At 67.0% G+C, this 18,655-nt stretch carries 17 protein-coding genes; 8 read left to right on the forward strand and 9 right to left on the reverse strand.

Features of this window, described 5'->3' with window-relative positions; translation table 11 throughout:
- The first annotated feature begins 160 nt into the window (after positions 1-160).
- The 8 genes from AADZ55_RS23345 (at position 161) to cwlM (ending at position 11,465) form a co-directional block, all read left to right on the forward strand.
- Positions 161-907, forward strand: coding sequence for an NUDIX hydrolase (locus tag AADZ55_RS23345; protein WP_085326558.1), 747 nt, complete (start codon positions 161-163; stop codon positions 905-907).
- Positions 904-3,309, forward strand: a complete 2,406-nt coding sequence (locus tag AADZ55_RS23350) for a hypothetical protein (protein ID WP_085326559.1) — start codon at positions 904-906, stop codon at positions 3,307-3,309. The genes AADZ55_RS23345 and AADZ55_RS23350 overlap by 4 nt, the downstream gene beginning before the upstream one ends.
- The gene (murJ, locus tag AADZ55_RS23355; protein WP_242670251.1) at positions 3,306-6,965 is read left to right on the forward strand and encodes a murein biosynthesis integral membrane protein MurJ; all 3,660 of its coding nucleotides are present in this window, start codon (positions 3,306-3,308) and stop codon (positions 6,963-6,965) included. Before AADZ55_RS23350 ends, murJ begins: the two co-directional genes overlap by 4 nt.
- Before the next feature lie 74 nt (positions 6,966-7,039).
- Positions 7,040-7,621, forward strand: coding sequence for an RNA polymerase sigma factor SigM (gene sigM / locus AADZ55_RS23360; protein ID WP_207569132.1), 582 nt, complete (start codon positions 7,040-7,042; stop codon positions 7,619-7,621).
- Between the two features lie 72 nt (positions 7,622-7,693).
- On the forward strand, positions 7,694-8,470 hold the full coding sequence (locus AADZ55_RS23365) for a hypothetical protein (protein ID WP_085326561.1): 777 nt from the start codon (positions 7,694-7,696) through the stop codon (positions 8,468-8,470).
- A gap of 93 nt (positions 8,471-8,563) precedes the next feature.
- Positions 8,564-9,598: a thioredoxin-disulfide reductase gene (trxB, locus tag AADZ55_RS23370; RefSeq protein WP_085326562.1), complete on the forward strand. Its 1,035-nt coding sequence runs from the start codon at positions 8,564-8,566 to the stop codon at positions 9,596-9,598.
- Positions 9,595-9,945: a thioredoxin gene (gene trxA, locus AADZ55_RS23375; protein ID WP_085326563.1), complete on the forward strand. Its 351-nt coding sequence runs from the start codon at positions 9,595-9,597 to the stop codon at positions 9,943-9,945. Before trxB ends, trxA begins: the two co-directional genes overlap by 4 nt.
- A gap of 299 nt (positions 9,946-10,244) precedes the next feature.
- Entirely contained in the window at positions 10,245-11,465 is a 1,221-nt protein-coding gene (gene cwlM, locus AADZ55_RS23380; protein ID WP_085326564.1) for an N-acetylmuramoyl-L-alanine amidase CwlM, read from the forward strand.
- Here the strand turns inward: cwlM and AADZ55_RS23385 are convergent.
- From AADZ55_RS23385 to rpmH, 9 genes are all read right to left on the reverse strand, one after another.
- Positions 11,452-12,225, reverse strand: coding sequence for an acetyltransferase (locus tag AADZ55_RS23385; protein ID WP_085326565.1), 774 nt, complete (start codon positions 12,223-12,225; stop codon positions 11,452-11,454). The genes cwlM and AADZ55_RS23385 overlap by 14 nt on opposite strands.
- A gap of 349 nt (positions 12,226-12,574) precedes the next feature.
- On the reverse strand, positions 12,575-13,579 hold the full coding sequence (locus AADZ55_RS23390) for a ParB/RepB/Spo0J family partition protein (RefSeq protein WP_085326566.1): 1,005 nt from the start codon (positions 13,577-13,579) through the stop codon (positions 12,575-12,577).
- The gene (locus AADZ55_RS23395; protein ID WP_085326593.1) at positions 13,576-14,520 is read right to left on the reverse strand and encodes a ParA family protein; all 945 of its coding nucleotides are present in this window, start codon (positions 14,518-14,520) and stop codon (positions 13,576-13,578) included. Before AADZ55_RS23395 ends, AADZ55_RS23390 begins: the two co-directional genes overlap by 4 nt.
- Positions 14,521-14,594: 74 nt before the next feature.
- A complete protein-coding gene (rsmG, locus tag AADZ55_RS23400; RefSeq protein ID WP_085326567.1) occupies positions 14,595-15,329 on the reverse strand; it encodes a 16S rRNA (guanine(527)-N(7))-methyltransferase RsmG in 735 nt (244 codons plus the stop codon).
- 79 nt (positions 15,330-15,408) lie between these two features.
- Positions 15,409-15,972, reverse strand: coding sequence for a protein jag (locus AADZ55_RS23405; protein ID WP_085326568.1), 564 nt, complete (start codon positions 15,970-15,972; stop codon positions 15,409-15,411).
- A gap of 81 nt (positions 15,973-16,053) precedes the next feature.
- A complete protein-coding gene (gene yidC, locus AADZ55_RS23410) occupies positions 16,054-17,193 on the reverse strand; it encodes a membrane protein insertase YidC (RefSeq protein WP_085326569.1) in 1,140 nt (379 codons plus the stop codon).
- Positions 17,177-17,533 carry a membrane protein insertion efficiency factor YidD gene (gene yidD, locus AADZ55_RS23415; protein ID WP_085326570.1) on the reverse strand — a complete coding sequence of 119 codons (357 nt, stop codon included), beginning with the start codon at positions 17,531-17,533 and terminating at the stop codon, positions 17,177-17,179. Before yidD ends, yidC begins: the two co-directional genes overlap by 17 nt.
- Before the next feature lie 2 nt (positions 17,534-17,535).
- Complete coding sequence (rnpA, locus tag AADZ55_RS23420) at positions 17,536-17,898, reverse strand: ribonuclease P protein component (protein ID WP_085326594.1); 363 nt, start codon at positions 17,896-17,898, stop codon at positions 17,536-17,538.
- A gap of 23 nt (positions 17,899-17,921) precedes the next feature.
- Entirely contained in the window at positions 17,922-18,065 is a 144-nt protein-coding gene (rpmH, locus tag AADZ55_RS23425; protein WP_085179798.1) for a 50S ribosomal protein L34, read from the reverse strand.
- Positions 18,066-18,655: the final 590 nt, after the last annotated feature.

Consider the following 18,655-nt stretch of genomic DNA (forward strand, 5'->3'; position numbering starts at 1 on the left):
CCCGGCTAGTCGCGCCTTGCACCCCACCACCGGCGCATGGTGACGCGAACCCACCCGGTGGCTGGGGCAGGCCCGAGAATCAACCCTGCTGCGCCGCCGCGGACCGAACAACCGGCGAGTACATCGGGAACACCCGCCCGTGCCAGCTAATATCGCTTGGGTGTCGGACGGCGAACAAGCCAAACCGCGTCGGCGCCGGGGCAGGCGCCGGCGCCGTCGCGCCGTGGGCCCGGCCGAGAATCCTACGGACGCCCAATCGGCCGGTGACGCCACCCCGACACCCGCAACCGCGAAACGATCCCGGTCCCGCTCGCCCCGTCGCGGGCCGAACCGGATGCGCACCGTGCACGAAACATCGGCTGGCGGGCTGGTCATCGACGGTATCGATGGACCGCGGGACGCGCAGGTGGCGGCTCTGATCGGCCGCGTCGACCGGCGCGGACGGCTGCTGTGGTCGCTACCCAAGGGGCACATCGAGCTTGGCGAGACCGCCGAGCAGACCGCCATTCGCGAGGTCGCCGAGGAGACCGGCATTCGCGGCAGCGTGCTCGCCGCGCTGGGCCGCATCGACTACTGGTTCGTCACCGATGGCCGCCGGGTGCATAAGACCGTGCACCACTATTTGATGCGGTTCTTGGGCGGCGAGCTGTCCGACGACGATCTCGAGGTCGCCGAGGTGGCGTGGGTGCCGCTCCAGGAACTGCCGTCCCGGTTGGCCTACGCCGACGAACGTCGACTGGCCGAGGTGGCCGACGAGCTGATCGACAAGCTACAGAGCGATGGCCCCGCGGCGCTTCCACCGCTACCGCCCAGCTCGCCCAGGCGACGAGCGCAGACGCACTCGCGCACCCGTCATGCCGACGAATCAGCACCGGGCCGGAAGAACGGTCACGGGCCGGGGCCGTGACCGCGCTGCTGCTCCGCTGGGCCGGATGGGTGCGCGTGACGGCAGCGATCGGCATCGTGGCCGGCCTTGGGATGGCGCTCACGGTACCCGCCGCTGTGCCGCGGGCGACCGCCGGCGAGCCCAGCCCGACACCCTTTGTCCAGGTCCGCATCGATCAGGTGACGCCGGACCTGGTCACCACTTCCAGTGAACCCCTCGTCACCGTCAGCGGAATGGTGACCAATGTCGGCGACCGCCCAGTCCGCGACGTGATGGTCCGGCTCGAGCACGCCGCGGCCGTGACGTCGTCGGTGGCGTTGCGCACCTCGCTCGACGGCAGCACCGACCAGTACCAGCCGGCCGCGGACTTCCTCACGGTGGCCGCCGAACTGCAGCGCGGTCAAGGGGCCGGTTTCATCCTCTCCGCCCCACTGCGCTCGCTGACCAAGCCGTCGTTGGCCGTCGACCAGCCCGGGATCTATCCGGTCTTGGTCAACGTCAACGGAACGCCCGACTACGGCGCGCCCGCGCGGCTCGACAATGCCCGATTCCTGCTGCCCGTGGTCGGGGTGCCACCCGACCACGCCAGCGACTTCGACTCGGCTGTCGCGCCCGAAACGACGAAGCCCGTATGGATCACCATGCTGTGGCCGCTGGCTGACCGGCCCCGGTTGGCCCCGGGTGTACCCGGTGGCACGATTCCGGTCCGGCTGGTTGACGACGACTTGGCGAACTCGCTGGCCAACGGCGGCCGGCTGGACATCCTGCTGTCCGCGGCCGAACTCGCCACCAGCCGCGATGTCGACCCCGACGGGGCCGTCGGCCGCGCGCTGTGCCTGGCCGTCGATCCGGATCTACTCGTCACCGTCAACGCCATGACCGGCGGCTACGTGGTGTCCGACTCACCCGACGGGGCCGCGCAACTGCCCGGCACCCCGACCCACCCCGGCACCGGCCAGGCCGCCGCGGTCAACTGGCTGGACCGATTACGCGCGCTGGCCCACCGGACCTGCGTGGCGCCACTGCCGTTCGCCCAAGCCGACCTGGACGCGTTGCAGCGCGTCAATGATCCAGGCCTGAGCGCGATCGCCACCGTCAGCCCCGCCGACATCGTCGATCGCATCCTGGATGTCACCTCCACCCGCGGTGCAACCCTGTTGCCCGATGGCCCGTTGACCGACCGGGCGGTCAGCCTGCTCAGCGCCAACGACAGCACGGTCGCGATCGCGGCCGCCGACTTCAGCCCCGAGGAGGAGCAGGGTTCTGCCGAGATCGGCTCCGGGCTGTTGCCCGCGACCGCACCCCGGCGGTTGTCCCAACGGGTGGTGACCGCGCCATTCGATCCCGCAGTCGGTGCCGCGCTGGCCGCAGCGGGGACCAACCCGATCGTTCCTACCTATCTGGACCCCGCGCTGCTGGTTCGGATCGCGCATGACTCGGTCGCCGCGCGCCGCCAGGACGCCCTGGGCGCAATGCTGTGGCGCAGCTTGGAGCCGGAGGCCGCGCCACGCACCCAGATCCTGGTGCCGCCGGCGTCGTGGAGCCTGCAAAGCGACGACGCGCAGGTCATCCTGACCGCGCTGGCCACCGCCATCCGGTCGGGTCTGGCGGTGCCGCGACCGCTGCCGGCGGTGATCGCCGAAGCTGCGGCCCGAACCGAACCGCCGGAGCCGCCCGGCGCCTACGCCGCCGCTCGGGGCCGGTTCAACGACGACGTCACCGCCGAGATCTCCGGCCAGGTTGGCCGGCTGTGGAAGCTGACCTCGGCGCTGGCTACCGATGACCGCACCGGGCTGACCGGCGTGCAGTACACCGCACCGCTACGCGAGGACATGCTGCGCGCGCTAAGCCAGTCGGTGCCCCCCGATACTCGCAACGGGCTGGCCCGGCAGCGGCTGGCGGTGGTTGGCAAGACGATTGACGACCTTTTCGGTGCGGTGACCATCGTCAACCCGGGCGGCTCCTACACCCTGGCCACCGAGCACAGTCCCCTACCGTTGGCGCTGCACAACGGCCTCGCTGTGCCAATCCGGGTCCGGCTGCAGGTTGATGCTCCGCCCGGGATGACGGTGACCGATGTCGGTCAGATCGAGCTGCCGCCCGGGTACCTGCCGCTACGGGTACCGATCGAGGTGAACTTCACCCAGCGGGTTGCCATCGATGTAGCGCTGCGGACCCCGGACGGCATGGCGCTGGGTGAGCCGGTGCGGCTATCGGTGCACTCCAACGCCTACGGCAAGGTGCTGTTCGCGATCACGCTGTCCGCGGCGGCGGTGCTGGTGGCGCTGGCGGGACGGCGCCTTTGGCACCGGTTCCGTGGCCAGCCCGATCGTGCCGACCTGGATCGACCCGACCCGCCGACCGGCAGACACGCCCAGCCGCGCCGTGCGGTTCATCAGGTCGATGAAAAGCACCGGGTATGAATCCCACTCCCCGGCGGACGCCGGCGGCATCGCGGCGACAGCCGCAGCCACCCCCGCAGTCCCAACCACGAGGCCCCATTCCGCCGCCGGGCCTTCCGCCGCGGCCGGGGTGGATACCGCAGCAGCACCCCGCCCAGGGGCTAGCACAGCGGCAACCCGAACTGTCCGACGCGGCGCTGGTATCGCGCTCGTGGGCGATGGCATTCGCGACACTGATCAGCCGGATCACCGGGTTTGCCCGGATTGTGCTGCTGGCCGCGATCCTGGGCGCCGCGCTGGCCAGCTCGTTCTCGGTGGCCAACCAGCTGCCGAACCTGGTTGCCGCACTCGTGCTGGAGGCCACCTTCACGGCGATCTTCGTCCCGGTGCTGGCTCGCGCCGAGCAGGACGACCCGGACGGTGGCGCGGCGTTCGTGCGCCGCTTGGTCACGCTGGCGACCACTCTGTTGCTGGGAGCCACCGCGCTGTCGGTGCTGGCCGCGCCACTGCTGGTGCGGCTGATGCTGGGTACCAATCCACAGGTCAACGAGCCACTGACCACGGCGTTCGCCTACCTGCTGCTGCCACAGGTGCTGGTTTACGGCCTGTCGTCGGTGTTCATGGCGATCCTGAACACCCGCAACGTATTCGGGCCGCCGGCCTGGGCGCCGGTCGTCAACAACGTGGTGGCCATCGCGACCCTCGCGGCGTATCTAGCGGTCCCCGGCGAGCTTTCCGTCGACCCGGTTCGGATGGGCAACGCCAAGCTGCTGGTGCTCGGCATCGGCACCACCGCAGGCGTGTTTGCGCAGGCCGCGGTGCTGCTGGTGGCCATCGGGCGTGAGCACATCAGCCTGCGCCCGCTGTGGGGAATCGATCAGCGGCTCAAGCGTTTTGGCGCGATGGCCGCCGCGATGGTGCTCTATGTGCTGATCAGTCAGCTCGGACTGGTGGTGGGCAACCAGATCGCCAGCACGGCAGCGGCTTCCGGCCCCGCGATCTACAACTACGCCTGGCTGGTGCTGATGCTGCCGTTCGGCATGATCGGGGTGACCGTGCTGACGGTGGTGATGCCGCGGTTGAGCCGCAACGCCGCCGCCGACGACACCCCCGCCGTGCTCGCCGATCTGTCCCTGGCCACCCGGCTGACCATGATCACGCTGATCCCGACGGTGGCGTTCATGACAGTCGGCGGACCGGCGATCGGTAGCGCGCTGTTTGCCTATGGCAATTTCGGGAACGTCGACGCCGGATACCTGGGCGCGGCGATCGCGTTGTCGGCGTTCACGCTGATCCCCTACGCGTTGGTGCTGTTGCAGCTGCGCGTGTTCTACGCCCGCGAACAACCGTGGACGCCAATCGCGATCATCGTGGTCATCACCACCGTCAAGATTGTCGGCTCGCTGTTGGTGCCGCATGTCACCGGTGATCCCCAGCTGGTCGCGGGCTATCTCGGGCTGGCCAACGGTCTCGGCTTTCTCGCCGGTGCGCTCGTCGGCTACTACCTACTGCGTCGCACCCTCCGGCCCGGCGGTGGCCAGCTGATCGGCGCCGGCGAGGCACGGACCGTCCTGGTGACCGTCGCCGCGTCGTTGCTGGCCGGACTGCTGGCGCAGGTGGCCGATCGGCTACTGGGACTGGGCGAGCTAACCGCCCGTGCGGGTGGCGTCGGTTCGCTGCTGCGATTGTTGGTGCTGGCGCTGATCATGGGGCCGATCGTGGCCGCGGTCATGCTCCGCGCACAGGTCCCCGAGGCGCGGGCGGCGCTAAATGCTGTGCAAGCCCGCATCAGGGGCCGACGCCCGAAGGCCGAACTGCGCACTGCGAGTGGGCAGGATCAATCGTCCGGCCGCGCGCCGGTCACGTACCCTGAGCGAAGGAGTTTGCCGCCGGGGGGGAGTGTGGTCGCGGAGCCGATCCGGCGCGGGCCTCCGGAGCAGGTAGCCAGAGCCGCGATAGCGAAAGGACCGGAGGTGACGGACCGCCCATCGGAGAGCGCCTCGTTCGGTTCGGCGTCAGGTGCCGAGCTGTCGCGGCCGGTTGCCGACGAGTTCCAGCCCGACATTCCGGCCGGCCCCGACCGGGGCCCCGCTTCCCGGCCACGCCCGTCCGACGAGCAAAACGGCGATCTCTCAGCCGATCCGGCCCGGGGCCCGATTTCCTTCGACGCGCCCCGCGAACCGGGCCCCGAACCGTCCGGACCCCCAGACGATGTCCAACTGGTACCCGGCGCCCGCATCGCCAACGGTCGCTATCGCCTGCTGCTCTCCCACGGGGGCGTGCCACCCTTGCAGTTCTGGCAGGCGCTGGATACGGCGCTGGACCGGCAGGTGGCGCTGACCTTCGTCGACCCGCAAGGTGTCTTGCCCGACGAGGTGCTCCAGGAGATCCTGTCGCGCACATTGCGGCTCAGCCGTATCGACAAGCCCGGTGTGGCCCGGGTGCTCGACGTCCTGCACACCCGGGCCGGCGGCTTGGTGGTCGCGGAGTGGATCCGCGGGGGTTCGTTGCAGGAAGTCGCCGATACCTCACCGTCGCCGGTCGGCGCCATCCGGGCGATGCAATCGCTGGCCGCGGCCGCAGACGCTGCCCACCGCACGGGTGTCGCCCTTTCGGTCGACCATCCCAGCCGGGTGCGTGTCAGCATCGAAGGCGACGTCGTACTGGCCTACCCCGCGACCATGCCCGACGCGAACCCGCAGGACGACATCCGCGGTATCGGTGCCTCGCTGTATGCCCTGCTGATCAACCGGTGGCCGCTGCCGGAGTCGGGCGTACGCAGCGGGTTGGCACCGGCGGAGCGCGACGCCGCCGGCCATCCCGTCGAACCCGCCGTCGTCGACCCTGACATCCCCTTCCAGATTTCCGCCGTGGCGGCCCGGTCGGTTCAAGAGGACGGCGGGATACGCAGCGCGTCAACGCTGTTGAACCTGCTGCAGCAGGCGACTGCGGTGGCCGATCGCACCGAGGTGTTGGGAACGATCGACGAGCTGCCGGTCCCGGCGGCGCCCCGCCCATCGACACCGGACAGGGAAACCTACACCCGCCGGCGCCGCAACCTGCTGATCGGCATCGGCGCGGGCGCGGCCGTCCTCCTGGTGGCCCTGCTGGTCTTGGCTTCGGTGTTAAGCCGGATTTTCGGCGATGTCGGCGGCCTCAACAAGGACGAGCTGGGCCTCAACGCACCCACCTCATCGACTTCGCCGGCGAGTTCGGCGCCGCCCGGCAGCGTCGTCAAACCCACGAAGGTCACGGTCTTCTCCCCCGACGGTGGAGCCGACAACCCCAGCCAGGCCGATTTGGCGATCGACGGCAATTCGAGCACCTCGTGGAAAACCGACGTCTACACCGATCCCGTCCCGTTCCCCGGTTTCAAGAACGGGGTCGGGTTGATGTTGCAGCTGCCCCAGTCCACGGTCGTCGGCACCGTCGCCATTAACGTGGCCAGCACCGGCACCAAGGTGGAAATCCGCTCGGCATCCACGCCGACACCGGCCACGCTGGAGGACACCACCGTGTTGGCTTCGGCTACAGCGCTCAAGCCCGGTCCCAACACCATCTCGGTCAAAGGGGCCGCACCGACCTCAAATCTGCTGGTATGGATCTCAACCTTGGGAACCACCGACGGTAAGAGCCAAGCCGACATCTCGGAGATCACCGTCTACGCCGCATCCTGACCGGGTCCGGTACCGGCAGTACCGGCCAGCCGGGGTGAAGTGCCACGCCCGCACCGATTGGTTACTGTCCGGCCGTGGGTTCCGGGAGCCGTCACGAACGCAGCGACGCCGAGCTGCTGGCCGCCCATGTCGCCGGCGACCGGCACGCCTTCGATCAGTTGTTCGTCCGTCATCACCGCCAGCTACACCGGCTCGCGCGGCTCACCAGTCGGACCCCCGAAGACGCCGACGACGCCCTGCAAGACGCCATGCTGTCAGCACACCGCGGCGCCGGCTCTTTCCGGTACGACGCCGCCGTCAGCAGTTGGCTGCACCGCATCGTGGTCAACGCTTGCCTGGACCGGCTGCGTCGAACCAACGCTGCGCCGACCACCCCGTTGGAGGACGTGTATCCGGTCGCCGATCGGACGGCTCAGGTCGAGACCGCGATCGTGGTGCAGCGGGCATTGCTGCGGCTGCCGGTTGAACAACGCGCCGCAGTGGTCGCCGTGGACATGCAGGGGTACTCGGTCGCCGACACCGCCCGGATGCTGGGGGTGGCCGAGGGCACCGTCAAGAGCCGCTGCGCCCGAGCGCGGGCCCGCCTCGCGCGGCTGTTGGGCTACCTGAACACAGGTGCCGACACCACCTCCGACCGCGCTGCTGGTCAGCCATAGCACCGACCGGTGCGCTAGCCGCTGGCCCCCGCACTTGGCGATCGCTACCGGGCATGACGGACACTGGGGCCGATGAATGCCGCCGACAAGGACCCCGAGGAATGCGATGCCGCCGGCTTCGCGGACCCGCCGCTGACCGTTGAGCTGCTCGCCGACCTGCAGGCGGGTCTGCTGGACGACGCAACCGCCGCCCGCGTCCGCAGCCAGGTCCGCTCGGACCCGCAGGCCCAGCAAATCCTGCGCGCGTTGAACCAGGCGCGTCGCGATGTCGCCAGCGTCGGCGCCGACCCCGCTTCCGCGCCAAACGCTCCCCCGGCGGTCACCGCCAGAATCTTGGCGGCGCTGCGGTCCGCGCGCCCGAGCACCTCACCCGGCGCCGCTCACGCCGCCCGCCCACCCGTCCACCCCACCCGCGTGATCGCCGGTGTGGCGGGGTTGTGCGCGGTGGTCGCAGCGATCGGTCTCGGAACCGCGGCGCTACTCGATCGACCGCCCCCCACGCCTAGCGCGCCGGCCACCGCGCAGCACATCACGGTGTCGGCGCCTGCCGCGGTGATACCGCTGTCACAGCCGCAGATCCTCGAACTGCTCCGCACCTCTCCGGACTATGGCCCACTGGGAGGCCCGCTGCACGACCCGTCCCGACGCGCGTCCTGCCTCAGCGGCCTCGGTTATCCGGCGTCCACCCCGGTGCTGGGCGCACAGCCGATCGATATCAACGCCACGCCCGCCGTGCTATTGGTGGTGCCCGCAGATACCCCCGACAAGCTGGCCGTTTTCGCAGTGACGTCGCATTGCAGCGCTGCCGATACCGGGCTCTTGGCTAGCACAATGGTCCCCCGCGCTTGACGGGTTTGCGTGCTGTGGGTCGCCTGCGGGAACAGCAATGCCTACGCTGGCGTTCGTCGTCTGGAGATCTGCACTCGTACCTGAAAGGCTCGCATGACCGCCCCGTCTGCCCATGACCCCGTTCAAGACGCCATCCACGAGGTGATCGTTATTGGTTCCGGTCCCGCGGGGTACACCGCGGCCCTGTACGCCGCTCGTGCCCAGTTGGCACCCCTGGTATTCGAGGGCACGTCTTTCGGCGGCGCGCTGATGACCACCACCGAAGTGGAGAATTATCCGGGGTTTCGCGAGGGCATCACCGGTCCGGAGTTGATGGATGAGATGCGGGAACAGGCGCTGAGGTTCGGCGCGGACCTGCGGATGGAAGACATCGAAGCGGTATCGCTGGACGGGCCGGTCAAGTCGGTCGTCACCGCCGACGGGGAGACTCATCGGGCCCGGGCCGTGATCCTGGCGATGGGTGCGGCGGCACGCTATCTGCATGTGCCCGGCGAGCAGGAGTTGCTTGGGCGCGGGGTGAGTTCGTGCGCCACCTGTGATGGATTCTTCTTCCGTGATCAGGACATCGCGGTCATCGGCGGCGGTGACTCGGCGATGGAGGAGGCCACGTTCCTGACCCGGTTCGCCCGTAGTGTGACACTCGTACATCGCCGCGACGAGTTCCGGGCTTCGAGAATCATGCTCGACCGTGCCCGCAACAACGAAAAGATCCGATTCATCACCAACCACACCGTCGTCGCGGTGGACGGGGACACGACGGTGACCGGGCTGCGGGTGCGCGACACCAGTACCGGTGCCGAAACGACACTGCCGGTGACCGGTGTTTTCGTCGCGATCGGGCACGAGCCGCGGTCGGAGTTGGTGCGTGCTGCCATCGACGTTGACCCGGACGGTTACGTGCTGGTGCAGGGGCGCACCACGAGCACGTCGCTGCCGGGCGTGTTCGCTGCGGGCGACCTGGTGGATCGCACCTATCGACAGGCGGTTACCGCCGCGGGCAGCGGCTGTGCCGCGGCCATCGACGCCGAGCGCTGGCTCGCCGAGCACGCAGAGACGGGCGCAACCCCGCAGAGCGCAGCAGCTGGAGACGCTGACAATACCGACACGTTGATTGGAGCACAGCGATGACCGATTCCGAGAAGTCCGCCACCATCGAGGTTTCCGACGCCTCCTTCACCACCGATGTCCTGTCCAGCAATAAGCCTGTGCTGGTTGACTTTTGGGCGACCTGGTGCGGACCGTGCAAGATGGTAGCGCCCGTTCTCGAGGAGATCGCCGCCGAGCGCGCAGCCGACCTCACGGTCGCCAAGCTCGACGTGGACGCCAACCCGGAGACGGCCCGCAACTTCCAGGTTGTCTCGATCCCCACCCTGATCCTGTTCAAGGACGGCGAACCGGTGAAGCGAATCGTCGGCGCCAAGGGCAAGGCGGCGTTGCTGCGCGAGCTCTCCGACGCGGTTCCCAACCTCAACTAGCGCGATGGTGGCGACCCGCCGCGCCCGGCCACCCCGCGCTTGCGATCGCCACCGACCCAAATGGTGGCGACCCGCCACGCCCGGCCACCCCGCGCTTGCGATCGCCACCGACCCAAATGGTGGCGACCCGCCACGCCCGGCCACCCCGCGCTTGCGATCGCCACGGTCCCCTTCTGGTTGGCTGGATGGGGCTCGCGGTTAGCCTGGGGTTTTCCCGAAATCGATAAGGATCTGCGACAATACCCGTTGGCTGTCCTGCATTTGTCAACGACGTGAGCTAGTCCCGGAGGGCCCTTGGTATGCCGAGTCCGCGCCGCGAAGACGGCGATGCGCTGCGCTGTGGCGACCGCAGCGCGGCTGTCACCGAGATCCGGGCAGCGCTGGCCGCGTTGGGGATGCTGGATCGTCCAGACGAGGATCTGACCACCGGCCGGAACGTCGCACTCGAGTTGTTCGACGCGGAGCTCGACCAGGCGGTCCGTGCCTTCCAGCAGCATCGCGGTCTGCTGGTGGACGGCATCGTCGGTGAGGCCACCTACCGCGCGTTGAAGGAAGCCTCGTACCGGCTAGGTGCCCGCACGCTGTACCACCAGTTCGGTGCCCCGCTCTACGGTGACGACGTCGCTACCCTGCAGGCTCGGCTGCAGGACCTTGGTTTCTACACCGGGCTGGTTGACGGTCACTTTGGGTTACAGACCCACAACGCGTTGATGTCCTATCAGCGTGAGTACGGCCTCGCCGCAGACGGTATCTGTGGTCCAGAAACGTTGCGTTCCTTGTATTTTCTGAGCTCGCGAGTCAGTGGCGGCTCACCACATGCAATTCGCGAAGAAGAACTGGTCCGCAACTCGGGGCCGAAGCTGTCTGGCAAACGGATCATCATTGACCCCGGCCGCGGCGGTGCAGATCGCGGACTGATTACACAAGGGCCTTCGGGGCCCATCAGCGAAGCGGACATGTTGTGGGACTTGGCAAGTCGGCTCGAGGGGCGAATGACTGCCATCGGCATGGACACATATCTGTCCCGCCCGACCAACCGCAGCCCATCGGACGCAGAGCGCGCCGCCACGGCCAACGCCGTTGGCGCAGACCTGATGATCAGTCTGCGGTGCGAGACCCAGGCCAGCCCTGCGGCCAATGGTGTGGCCTCTTTTCACTTCGGCAACTCGCACGGTTCGGTGTCCACCATCGGCCGCAATCTAGCCGACTTCATTCAACGAGAAGTGGTGGCGCGAACCGGCTTACGGGATTGTCGTGTCCATGGTCGGACGTGGGATCTGTTACGGCTGACCAGAATGCCGACCGTTCAGGTCGATATCGGCTATATCACCAACCCGCGCGATTGTGGGAAGTTGGTCTCAACACAGACCCGAGATGCCATCGCCGAGGGGATTCTCGCCGCGGTCAAGCGGCTGTATCTGCTAGGCAAGAACGATCGACCCACCGGCACATTCACTTTCGCCGAGTTGCTCGCCCACGAACTGTCTGTCGAGCGGGCGAGCAGACTCAGCGGTTCCTAGTCGCCGCCACCCCGAATGCCAGGGTTTGCAGCCCATTGCCAACCGTCGACCCCGCCGCCACCGGCTCTTCCAGTTGAGCATTCTCCAGCAAGCGCTCTAGGGCGGCCTCGACTTCGGCTTTCCATCCCAGGCCTTTGTCCAGTTCGAGACGCAACCTCGGGAAGTACGGGTGCGGTGCCACCACCACGAAACCCGCGTCCAGCAAGAAGTCCGCGCTAATGATGCAGTGTTCGACCGAACAGTCGCCGAGGGCCTCTAACACCGGCCGGACGTCCGGGGTAACCGCTCCCGGATTCTGCAGTTCGGTGGCCGCCGACGTCCGGCCAAACGCTTCCAGCGCCCGGACGCCGCGCCGGACCAGCTCGTCAATCACCCGGGCAATCAGGCTGTGCGGTAGATCTTCGTCGGCTTGTCCGCGCTCGATGCCCATCGACGTCAGCAGTACCGCGTCCGCCGATACCGGCGCGGTGGGAAACCGCTGGGCCCGCGGTACCGCCCTGGGCGGAGCGTAGAGCACATACCCGAGGCATGGTGGTTCGGCGTGGCTGCGCTCGTCGGGGACCGCAGTAGCGACCTGACCGCACGAACCCCACTCCAGCATCACCATCGACAACCAGGCTTCCTTTTCGAATTCAGGGTCGGCGAGATGGTCTTCTTTACCTAGGGTCGCGGGGTCGACCTCCCAGAAAACACAGCGGCGCGCATGCTTGGGCAGCTGCTCGAAGGCTTCGAGTCGCAGCGCTGTGATACGAGCGGACAATAGTCTCCTGGCCTCCGTGCGGTACTGCAATCCATGGCCCCGCTCCTCCGCGGGCCATCACGCCGCCCGCGTCGTCGCAAGGCGATGCCCACCAGCCCCGCCCTCCCCGGCTGATGTGCATCAGCAACCCCTCTAGGATAGGAGAGATTGTCGCGATCGGGCCAGTATTCGTAGCGTCACTCCTGTCACCATGCCCGGATCATGTCCGCCCGGGGACAACCGCCCGGCCGAATCTCTAATCCGTTTGCCGCACAACGATTCTGCGTTCTATCGCGGTGCCTGGGACGGGTTCTTTGCACCCCGACACGGTCCTAGTGTCACAGTGACGTAATCACAGAATGTCCCTAGTTCAGGCCTTCTCTCGGTCATCAACGGTCATCAAACCGATGATGCGCTGCAAATCATCGACCGAACCGAACTCCACCACGATCTTGCCCTTGCGTTTGCCGAGACTGACCGTCACCCGCGTGTCAAAGGTATTCGACAGGCGGTCAGCAACATCTTGAAGGCCAGGCATCTGAATCGGCTTGCGCCGCGGCGGCGGCGGAGTAGCGGTGTCCTCGCGATTGGCCTCGTGATTGGCCAGCGTGACCGCCTCCTCGGTGGCGCGCACCGACAGACCCTCCGCGACGATCCGGCCCGCGAGTTCTTCCTGTGCGTCCGGACCGGCCTCAAGCGACAGGAGTGCGCGGGCATGTCCGGCCGACAGCACACCGGCGGCCACTCGGCGCTGCACCGGGATCGGGAGCTTCAGCAGCCGGATCATGTTGGTGATCAACGGTCGCGAGCGCCCGATGCGCGCCGCCAGTTCGTCGTGGGTAACCCCGAACTCGTCGAGCAATTGCTGGTACGCCGCCGCTTCTTCCAAGGGATTTAGCTGTACCCGGTGAATGTTTTCCAGCAGCGCGTCGCGCAGCAGATTGTCGTCGCCGGTTTCGCGCACGATAGCCGGGATGGCGGCCAATCCGGCCTCTTGGGCGGCCCGCCAGCGCCGCTCCCCCATGACGATCTGGTAGCGCGCGCCGCCTTGGGATCCGGCCAACGACCGCACCACGATCGGCTGCAGGAGACCGAATTCGCGGATGGAATGCACCAGCTCGGCCAGCGCCTCGTCGTCGAACACCTGCCTCGGCTGACGGGGATTCGCCTCGATGGCGCTTGGCGGGATCTCCCGATACACCGCACCCATCACGGTTGCGTCCGGGACCGGTCCGCCGATCACCACGTCCGCGGCGGCAGACCCCATCCGGGGACCGAACGTCGACGTTCCCGAGTCACCCTCTGCGGGCCCGGTCGGGATCAGCGAAGCCAGGCCGCGGCCAAGGCCGCCCTTCCTGCGTGACGGCGGCGTCATTGTCGTCCCTTCCCGGCTGGTGGTCGGTCGCGGTCGGCAAGTTCGCGACTGGCGTCGAGATAGCTCATCGCCCCGCGGGAGCCGGGATCGTAATCGATGATCGTCATGCTGTAACCCGGTGCCTCGGAAACCTTGACGCTGCGTGGAATCACCGTCCGCAGCACCTTGCTTCCGAAATACTGACGGACCTCCTCGGCCACCTGGTCGGCGAGCTTTGTCCGGCCGTCGTACATGGTGAGAATGACGGTTGTCACTTCGAGTTGGGGGTTGAGGTGTGCCTTCACCATCTCGATGTTGCGCATAAGCTGTGACACCCCTTCCAACGCGTAGTACTCGCATTGGATCGGGATCATCACCTCCGGTGCGGCCACGAGGGCGTTGATGGTCAGCAGTCCGAGCGAGGGCGGGCAGTCGACGAAAACGTAGTCGAAGTCGAAGTTGTCGAGTTCGGCCAGGGCGGTGCGCAACCGGTTCTCGCGCGCCACCATGCTGACCAATTCGATCTCGGCGCCGGCCAGATCGATCGTGGCCGGTACGCAAAACAGCCGCTCGCTGTGCGGGCTGTGCCGCAACGCGGTGCGCAACGGAACCTCGCCGATAAGCACCTCGTACGACGAGGGTGTGCCGGATTGCCGATCGGTGATACCCAACGCCGTGCTCGCGTTGCCCTGGGGATCGAGGTCGATAACGAGCGTCTTGAGGCCCTGTACCGCAAGCGCGGCGGCAATATTGACGGCGGTCGTCGTTTTACCCACGCCGCCCTTCTGGTTGGCGATGGTGAGCACGCGGCGTTGGGGCGGCCGCTGCAGCGGCTCGTGGGTGGTGTGCAGAACCCGCATGGCGCGTTCCGCGGCAGCGCCGATCGGGGTGTCGAATTCGGTCGATGTTTCACGTGAAACATTCATCGTCGGATTGTGCGCCGCTCCGGTCGTGGCTGCCATTCCACCCTGGAGCGGCTCGCCCACCTCGGGCCGGATACGGGGTGCGGTGGCGGGCATGGTGTCGTATCGAGAACTCATGTCGTCCCTCTGCTCGCCATCCGTCTCGGTTTGTGCCCCATCTGACGTCCACGTCGCGCGAACACCACGGTTGCGGGCGGACGCAAATAGTTCGCGCCACATGTCACCACCCTGACATCAACCGCGCCCGATGCGGTCATCACACGCCGGTGTTCCCGCACTTCGTCGGGAGCGCGCTCCCCCTTAATTGCGAGCATTCGCCCGTTCGGCCGTAGCAACGGCATACTCCATTTCGTCAACTTGTCCAATGGGGCCACCGCGCGTGACACCGCAGCGTCGCTGCCGCCGAACTGCTCCCGCACCCACGGCTCCTCGGCACGCCCGCGCACCACCTCGACGGCTACGCCGAGGTCGTTCACAATCTCTCGAAGAAACTCGGTCCGGCGCAACAGCGGTTCCAAGAGAACGACCCGGAGGTCGGGCCGCGCTATGGCTAACGGCACGCCGGGCAGCCCCGCTCCACTACCGATATCCACCACGCGGTCATCATGTTCGAGAAGCTCACCGAGCACGGCGCAATTCAGCAGATGCCGGTCCCACAGCCTACCGACCTCGCGTGGTCCCAATAGTCCACGCTCCACCCCGGCGCCGGCCAACGCCTCGGCGTACCGCTGCGCAAGGCCCAATCGTGGTCCGAAGACGGCGGACGCCGCGACGAACACCGCGGAGTCCTTTGGGGCCGATGTGGACTCCGCCCGCTCCCCAGGTCCCCCATGTTTCACGTGAAACATTCTCCGCTCTCGACGCACTCGCCCGGCTCGCCCAACCCACCTGCCACAGGGGTGTAACTCGACGCCGATGACCCGCGGGCTAGTCGCGCAATACAACAACCCGCCGCAACGGCTCCACGCCCTCGCTTTCGCTGTGCACGCCGGGGACTGCCGCAACCGCATCGTGGACGATCTTCCGCTCGAACGGCGTCATCGGTGTGAGTTCCTCGCGTTCACCCGACTCGGCCACGCGCCTGGCGACCTCGTCACCCAGCGCCGCGAGTTCTTCCCGGCGCCGCCGCCGCCAGCTCGCGATGTCCAGCATCAGTCGGCTCCGCACACCGGTCTTCTGATGTACGGCCAACCGGGTGAGCTCCTGCAGCGCGTCGAGTACCTCGCCGCCGCGCCCGACCAACTTGTTCAGGTCGTTGCTGCCGTCGATGCTCACCACCGCACGGCTGCCTTCGACGTCCAGGTCGATGTCGCCGTCGAAGTCCAGGAGGTCCAACAGCTCTTCCAAGTAGTCACCGGCAATCTCTCCCTCGGCGACCAACCGCTCCTCTTGATCGTCGGCCTCGTCGACCTCCACGGCTGTGTTCTCCTCGACACCTCCGCCGGCGACTTGTGCGTCAACGTCTAGTTCTGTGGTGTCAGCGTCGGCCATGGGTTGCTCTCCCCTCGTCTGCGGATGGGTGTTTCCGATGGGGCCGCCCGCCCGGCCTGCCCCGAAATCTATGGCGGTCCGTCAACGTTTGCGTTTCCTTGGTCGCGCTCCGGGGCGCGGGGTGCGACTGCTCGGACCGGTGTTTCGTCTGGCCGGATTGGGCCTATCGGCTTGTGTGTCCGCGGTGTTGGTTTCGGTTGCCTCATCCCCGGTCTCCGGCTTCGCCGTCCCCGACTCCGCGTCGCCGTCGCTATCGTCGGCCTCTACCGAGGCCGCCGCCCCACCCCCCGGTGCCGTCTTCGGACTCCGCTTGGGCTTGGCGCCCGGTGCCGGTGCGTTGGCTGCCCGGCGCCGGATCGCTTCCTGCTTCTTGGCTTCCTCTTCCTTTTCGATCATCCCGAACACATAGTGCTGCTGTCCAAACGTCCAGATGTTGTTCGAGAACCAGTACAAGATGATCGCGAGCGGAAGGAACGGTCCGCCGACTACCACGCCGAGCGGAAACACGTACAGCGCCAGCTTGTTCATCATCGCGGTCTGCGGATTGGCGGCCGCCTCCGCGCTCTGCCGCGCGACCGACGCGCGACTGTTGAAGTAGGTCGCAATCCCGGCCAGGATCATCACCGGCACACCGACCGCGATCACCGCAGGACGACTGAAATCGATGAACGCATCCAACCCGGCGCGTTGCGTCATGGAAGCCCCGATCGGGGCGCCGAACAGGTTGGCATCCAGGAAGTGTCCGACGTCCACCGGGCTGAAAACATAGTTCCCGGTGAGGCGGTTCTCGATCACCGACAGATGCGGTTGACCGAAGCCGCCGGTCGTGCGATTGAACGAGCGCAGCACGTGGTAAAGCCCAAGAAACACCGGGATCTGCGCCAGCATCGGCAGGCACCCTAGGATCGGATTGAAGCCGTGCTCGCGTTGCAGCTTCTGCATTTCGAGCGCCATGCGCTGACGATCCTTGCCGTACTTCTTCTGCAGCGCTTTGATCTGCGGCTGCAACTCCTGCATCTGCCGCGTGGTGCGGATCTGGCGCACGAACGGCTTGTACAGCAGCGCACGCAGCGTGAAAACCAGGAACATCACCGATAGTGCCCAGGCGAAGAAGTTCGACGGCCCCAACACATACGCGAACAACCGGTACCAAACCCACATGATCCACGACACCGGGTAGTAGACGAAGTCGAGGCTGAAGAAATCAAACAAAAGACTCACTCTCCCCTTGCTTTGGCGCGGGACCCCAGACATCCATCGCGTCGTCGACGTCTGCGCGGCAACTCCGGTTTTCCGGTAGGCGCTCCGGTATCGGGTCCCACCCTCCGCGATGCCAGGGCCCGCACTTAGCGAGTCTGACCGCCGTCAACCAACTCGCTCGAACCACGCCATACTCGGTGAGCGCATCGACGGCGTACTGACTACAGGTGGGAATAAACCGGCACGATGCCGGTCGCAGCGGCGAAACCATGTGCCGGTAGGTCTGGATGAGGAAGATGAGGCAGCCCGCTGCCACCCTGCCGGTGGCCCGGACCGGGCGTAGGCGGCGTCGTCCCGACATCGTCACCGGCCGCTACCCGCCAGTTCCACAGCCCGTCGTACGCCGCAGCGCAATTGCTGCTCCAACCAGGCCGACGACACATGCCGACTGCTGGGCAGCGCCCGGATCACCATGTGATCGGATGGCCGAAGATCGGTGAGTATCGATCGGGCCACGTGCCGCAGCCGGCGCGCCACCCGATGGCGCTCCACGGCCGATCCCACCGCCTTGGCGATAATCAGTCCGACCCGCGGACCGCTTGCCACTTCGTCCTCACTCCCACGCCACACGTAAACGACGACGTCGGGCTGCACGGTCCGCAGCCCGTGCTTCACCGTTGCGTCGAAATCCGCTGACCGCCTCATGCGGTTGCGTGCACGAAGCACCGCCAAGAAACCCGGCGCTGCGATCAAGCAGTTAACGCGCGGCGACCCTTGCGGCGCCGGTTGGCGACGATGGAGCGTCCCGCACGGGTGCGCATCCGCAGCCGGAAACCGTGAACACGGGCTCGACGGCGGTTGTTCGGCTGGAAGGTCCGCTTGCCCTTGGCCACGGGCTTCTCCTCGCTCTGTCTGGCATCACCATCCGGCCACTTGCTGCATTCCAACTGGGTTGGTCCGCGGGTCGGTCGGAGGTAGCTTCGCTGCTGGCCGGCGCGGTCCCCGGACTGATCCAGGTCGCAGCCGCATCGCCGACTTTCGGGCGACTGTTTGAGGGTACTGACACGCCTTCCCCTGGTCAAACCTCGCCCGCCCCAACAGAACCACATCAAACCGTCGTGCCCGCCAAGCCGTCCACTATTCTCATGCCCGAGATCGCCACAATCACAAAGAACCCCACCGGAATACAAAAGAACGGTTGGCAGCTGTACGGAAAACTGTTAGCTTCGGGCGGTGTAGTTATCACGCCGTTTCAGCGCCGAAACGGTGGTCGACAATCAAGCGAGGATGGCGGATCGACTAGCTGCCCAGACAACCTTGACCGGTTGTCGTGAGCACGGAGATCGCGAGCCGTTGCCGGTAGGTTGCGGCACGCTTTCATCCCTACTGTCCACACCTGTGGATAACCATGTGGACAGTTGCCTTACCGACAGCAACGTTCGCAACTCGACCCGGAACTAGCGAGAACCAGGGAGATACGTCG

It is taken from the genome of Mycobacterium decipiens (assembly GCF_963853665.1).
Taxonomy (GTDB): Bacteria; Actinomycetota; Actinomycetes; order Mycobacteriales; family Mycobacteriaceae; genus Mycobacterium; species Mycobacterium decipiens.

Coding starts and splice junctions, on each gene's coding strand:
- yidD (WP_085326570.1), bottom strand. CDS start 17,533: ATGTCGGGACGACGCCGCCTACGCCCGGTCCGGGCCACCGGCAGGGTG.
- AADZ55_RS23395 (WP_085326593.1), bottom strand. CDS start 14,520: ATGGCAGCCACGACCGGAGCGGCGCACAATCCGACGATGAATGTTTCA.
- trxA (WP_085326563.1), top strand. CDS start 9,595: ATGACCGATTCCGAGAAGTCCGCCACCATCGAGGTTTCCGACGCCTCC.
- AADZ55_RS23405 (WP_085326568.1), bottom strand. CDS start 15,972: ATGGCCGACGCTGACACCACAGAACTAGACGTTGACGCACAAGTCGCC.
- AADZ55_RS23365 (WP_085326561.1), top strand. CDS start 7,694: ATGAATGCCGCCGACAAGGACCCCGAGGAATGCGATGCCGCCGGCTTC.
- cwlM (WP_085326564.1), top strand. CDS start 10,245: ATGCCGAGTCCGCGCCGCGAAGACGGCGATGCGCTGCGCTGTGGCGAC.
- rsmG (WP_085326567.1), bottom strand. CDS start 15,329: ATGTTTCACGTGAAACATGGGGGACCTGGGGAGCGGGCGGAGTCCACA.
- AADZ55_RS23390 (WP_085326566.1), bottom strand. CDS start 13,579: ATGACGCCGCCGTCACGCAGGAAGGGCGGCCTTGGCCGCGGCCTGGCT.
- trxB (WP_085326562.1), top strand. CDS start 8,564: ATGACCGCCCCGTCTGCCCATGACCCCGTTCAAGACGCCATCCACGAG.
- murJ (WP_242670251.1), top strand. CDS start 3,306: ATGAATCCCACTCCCCGGCGGACGCCGGCGGCATCGCGGCGACAGCCG.